This window comes from uncultured Campylobacter sp. (assembly GCF_938045775.1).
Lineage (GTDB): Bacteria > Campylobacterota > Campylobacteria > Campylobacterales > Campylobacteraceae > Campylobacter_B.
In genome coordinates, this window is sequence record NZ_CALIBH010000117.1 from 1 (window position 1) to 5,346 (window position 5,346).

The window sequence follows — 5,346 nt, forward strand, 5'->3', positions numbered from 1 at the left end:
GAGGTCTTTAAAATCGCGGTACCGACGCTTAGTAACGACGTCGTGGAGATTTTGGAGAAAAATAAAATTTCGCCCGAGCAGGTCGATCTTTTCATCCCGCATCAGGCTAATTTACGCATCATCGAGGCGGTCAAGGCTAGACTGGAATTTAGCGACGAACAGTGCGTGCTTACGATCGGTAAATACGGTAACACGAGCTCGGCGTCGATTCCGATGGCGATAAATGATGTTTACGAGAGCGGCAGGCTCAAAAACGGCTCACTTATGCTTTTGGATGCGTTCGGCGGCGGCTTTACGTGGGGCAGCGCGCTTTTAAAATTCGGCGGCAAGAGCGCAAAATAATATCATAGCTTTTAATTTAACATTTTAATTCTATAGCTGGATTGTTTTAATCCCTGATAATATGAAATTATGCCGTATAAATCGGCGCTTTTGTAGTTTATAAGCGGAATTTATGTCTAATTAGGATGGAATCAGGCGTATTGTAAAAGCGTAGAATTTTTATCGTTGTGTTGTTACTTCAATTTCCGATGAGATAAAAATTTAATGCATCAAAAGGCGTATTTATAGGGTGTGATATAGTTTTAATTCCTCAATTCTACCTTTGAATTTAGCGCTTTGAAATTCTAAATTTGATGCCGTTTTTTACTAACTAAAAATTCCATAAATTCTTATAAATCAAAAATCTAAAGTAAAATTTATTCACCACCAATTTTTTTAAATCAGAACTACTATTTAGATTTCTTACCTATTAAAGGTTACTATTAATTATAAAGAATTTTCAAGATTTACTTAATTTGCTCAAGATAGAATTTAAATTTTAATTTCTAAAGTTATTTGCTAAATGTTTCTACTTTGTTTAAGAATGCCCTCATTTTTTCTTTGCTATACTTCTCAATTTTCTAAGAGGAGAAAAAATGGCAAATATTAGGATTTTTATTTCAGTTCCGTTAGTGCTTGCGCTAAGCGGTTGCGCCGCACTTAACGACAACCTAGGTAAGGTTGGCGGAGTTACTATAGGCTCTGCGGGTGGAGCGGCAATAGGTAAGCAAATAGATGGTAAGCGTGGTATGGTCGTAGGCTCGATAATAGGCGGTGCGATCGGATATTTCATCGGAGATTATATTGATCAAAGGAGGGCTGAGCAGAAAAAGATATCACAAGAATACGGCGTACATACGGCATCTGAAGACGTCAAAGCTGGTGATAAAAAATGTGATAGATTGAGTGTAGCGACCGACGATAATCAATTTGCTGTTGGCAAAAGCAGCTTGAATCCTAGAGCTAACGAATATTTTACTAAAATTGCCCAAACCTACAAAAATAGCGGCAGGAAAATTTTAGTAGTAGGACATACCGATGATAGTGGCTCAAGTGCTACGAATCAAAAATTATCAGAAGAGCGCGCCAAAACTGTAGGAAAGATTTTTGCTGCCAATGGTACCGCGAAACAAAATATCTATTATTGGGGTGCGGGCGAATCTCAACCTATCGCCGATAATAATAAAGCAGATGGCAGGATGAAAAATAGGCGTGTGGAGATTATAGAGCTGGAGAGCGAAGCGGATATCATAAAATATACACAAGGCATAAAGGTGGATCCGAGCTACTTTACTAGATTGCAGCAGCCTGCTGTAACTTTTGGTGGTAAGGGAGCACCGAAGTTGGCGCGGGATTCTAAGCATAGTGGTAAGTTAGCTTCCGATAGTGTTTCTACTAAAGCAAGCAGCACATCTAATAGCTTAGGACAAGAGCGCAATAGTGATAAGCCAAAAGGTGAAAAAATCGCTAGCGCTAAAATTCAAAGTGGTACGGAAAATCAAGGCGATAAAATTTCAAAGCACGATGAAATTTCTACGCAAGGCGTAAAAACCACAGAGAATACCAAGCCTTCTAAAAATATTGCGGGATCAGGCAATGCGGTAGTAGATTTCGGCGGAGAGCCAGCGCATGGTCAGGCATTTATGCTAGCAAGCGAATACGGCGGCGAGAAACAAGGCTTTTCATTCATCACCAAAGCTTATGCGAGCGATGGCTTTATGTCTAGTTGCGCTTTTGACGAATACCATGCGGATGGCGCGGTTAAGGCTTTAGCTAGCGGCAAAGAGCTACCTAAGACTACCGAGTTTAAAAAGGCTCTAAACGGCGGCGTTTGGAGTGCGACGCTAAATGATAATCTTGTAGCGCTTGCGCCCGTTAGCGTTTTAGCTCAAGATGGAAAGGCTAGCGCGAATCCTAAAATTTACATCTATAAAGGCTATATCCAAGGCAGCAATAGTAAAGCAGACTATCAAATCCAGGGTAGAGTCAATACCTATGAAGGCGAGAAGGGACTGCTTTATCGTGTGTTTGCTAGCGATAAAAATTCTCCGCTTAAGTGTGTGGATATCGTTTTTGACGACAAAAATACAATACACTCGAAGGGCTATTTATATTATAGCCTTTCAAACGGAGCGTTATTAGAAAAAGGCTTTGAAATTAAGCCGCTATCAAGGAAATAAGATGAAAGAAGTAATGGATTTTATATCGTTATATAGGTTATGGATTTCGGCAGTTATCGCAGCTATAGTGCTGATATTATTAATCATAAAATTTTGGGATAATATCAAATTTTGGTGGCTTTGTACTTGGACTAGCTTCCCGCTCATAGGGACAATAGCACGAAGTTATAAACAAACAAGCCTTGATAATTCAGGTTGGTTTGCAAGCGAGAACATAATTTGCTCTAAATTTTATAGCTTTTATGCAAAATATATGAATGCCGATGAAAAATTTTTTGAAACCTGCAAAGACTATCTGTCAAAGGCGACAGAGGGTGATAGAAAAGAATTCCCTGCACTTATGTGGATAGTTATATTTTTATTGGTAGTTGCCGAGGCTATGGGGTTTGCGTATGTACTGGCAGGATACACCATTCCGGGCGCTAGCGAATCATTACAGCAAAAAGGCGCAGTAGCGATCGCTTTTGTAATCTCAATAATATTGGTAGGTTTTACGCATTTAACGGGAGGCGAAATTTATAAAAATTCTCTTGTAACAAAAGCTCGTAAATGGTATAACAGCTATAAGAAGAAAAATAAAGATAAGAAAAAAGACGATGATGAAGATGATGAAAATTTAATACCCGACAGCAGAATTAAGTTAACTAAAAAAGATAATTGCAAAGATGATGGCAAACCAGAATGGAAGATGCTAATAAATAGACTAAATACAAATGCAGATGTGACTCCAAAATGGTATATAACGATCATTACTGCAATTTTAATCGTATTAATCGCAGTGGGTGCTACCTATGTGCGCGGACAAGTACTAGAAAAACAGCTCAATCAAGAAATTTCAAATATCTCTACTAATGTCTATGAAAGCGCCCCGACAGAACTTGGTCAAATTCAAGCAAATGCAGATAAAAAAGCCTTAATAGAACAGCAAGAAGCCGATAAGAAAGGTGGTTGGGCTACATTTATAGTTTTAGCCGTGCTTTTTGTCTTTATTCAAATTTTAGGAATACTCTTTGGCTGGAAATGGGGCTTTGCTGGCAAAGAGAGCGCAAAAGCTTATAGATTTACAAAAGATTATGATACTGCAGATGCATTTGCAGAGGCTTATGAAAAGAAAAAAGAGGTCATAATAACCAAAGCGGATGCAAAATTAAAGATGCTTAGATCCAAAATGTCGGATTATATAAGTAAGGTAGGTATCGATGGAAAAGAACAAAACGCGTCAAGATCGGCAGAAGATAGAAATTTTAGTAATTATATAGCAGTGAGGATTAAAGATCAAGAAGATAGAAGAAAACATGAAAAGAGTCTTTCGCAATACAATAAGTCTTTAGAAAATGACGATATAGAATCTGCAGAGGCGGCACCTATAAAAGAGAATGCGACGAAGCAACCGCAGCCTGCTATGCAAAATACGCAAAGCCTCGAGCCGAAGAAACCCGCTACAAGCGTTGACTTAAAAGAGGTGCAAGAGCGCGTAGATGAGCTAAACGATCTTATCGAAGCTCAAATAAGTAAAGGCGATGCTGCAGATATGGCGAAATTGGAGAAATATAAAGCTGAGCTAAATAAAAATTTAGAAATTCTAATAGCTCAAACGAAAGCAGAGATCGCTGATAAGCTAACTAGGAATGAAAGTCTTGACGAGCTAAATGAAAAGCTGAAAGAGCAGCTGTCTATGCTAAAAGCGGAGGATTGAAATGAGAAAAATTCTATTATTTTGTGCCATAATTTGCGCAGCGGCGTTTGCGCTGCCTAACTGCTATGAGATCAATAAGATCGAAAAAAAGAGTGAGATTAATGAGGCGGTCTTTGTTTTGATAGATGAGACAACGCCTTTTAACGAGCCGTTAAAAGAGCAAGTGGTTAATAATGCTCTGAGATTTGCGCAGGCGGGCAATTACGTTTTTGTAGGGAAATTCTCCGCTTTTTTGCAAGGACGGTATAACGAAGTACTATTTGATTTTGCGCTGGATACACCCCTAAGCGATGAGGAGCGATATGATCTGAATAAAAACACCCTTACCAAATTTGATAAATGTTTAAAAGATCAGGTAGGCTTCGTCAAAAAAACTATGAGCGAAAAGATAAATGGGGCATTTTTAAAAGAGGGCGATCAAGTTGCCAAATCAGATATTTTCTACGCGCTTAAAGATTTTGCGGCAAATTCTATCGCGCCGAAAGAGGCGAAAAATAAGATCGTAATTTTGGCTTCGGATATGCTAGAGAATTCCTCTGTAACGAGCTTTTATGCTAAAGGTGCACCTCGCTTGATCGACGGCAAAAAGGAGCTTGGAATTTTAGAAAAGAATGATCTTTTTACGGATTTTACGGGCGCAAAAATTTATATTGTAGGCGCAGGGCTTAGCGAAGGCAAAAAAAGCTATGTAAGTCCTCAGATTCTAAATTCTTTAAGCGCGTTTTGGAGCGAATATTTTACGAAATCGAACGCTACGCTTGTAGAAATGGGTACGCCTGCACTAAAACGCGAGGTAAAATAGCACAGAATTTTACGCAGCTCTTTGCGGATTATTAAAAAGCTATTTCGCGGGCATCTTTGCGCTTGCAGCGTGGATTTTAACGAACATTACAATCGCGCTTCAGGCGCATTTAAATTCTAAAGACCTGATTCAAATTTTATTCTAGTGATCGCTAAAACTCAGCATCAAAAGCATAAATTTTATTTATATAACACAGCAAATAAAAATTCTGTTTCATAATTTCAAAACTTAAAATTTGATCTTGTGAGGATTTAAAATTTTAGTGGATATCGCGTTTTACTCGTGTGCCCGATTTAAAATTTTAAATAACGTAAAATCCCAAATTCTCGTGCTTAAGGATAATTTTT

At 38.4% G+C, this 5,346-nt stretch carries 4 protein-coding genes; all 4 read left to right on the plus strand.

Annotated features, from left to right (window positions below; translation table 11 throughout):
* Positions 1-342 (plus strand): 3-oxoacyl-[acyl-carrier-protein] synthase III C-terminal domain-containing protein (locus tag Q0238_RS04395; RefSeq protein WP_297943246.1); only part of this gene is annotated, 342 nt, incomplete at its 5' end.
* Positions 343-917: 575 nt separating this feature from the next.
* Positions 918-2,501, plus strand: a complete 1,584-nt coding sequence (locus Q0238_RS04400; protein ID WP_297943248.1) for an OmpA family protein — start codon at positions 918-920, stop codon at positions 2,499-2,501.
* Between the two features lies 1 nt (position 2,502).
* Complete coding sequence (locus Q0238_RS04405) at positions 2,503-4,197, plus strand: hypothetical protein (protein WP_297943250.1); 1,695 nt, start codon at positions 2,503-2,505, stop codon at positions 4,195-4,197.
* Between the two features lies 1 nt (position 4,198).
* Positions 4,199-4,999 (plus strand): hypothetical protein, encoded by an 801-nt coding sequence (locus tag Q0238_RS04410; protein ID WP_297943251.1) that lies wholly within the window; start codon positions 4,199-4,201, stop codon positions 4,997-4,999.
* Positions 5,000-5,346: the final 347 nt, after the last annotated feature.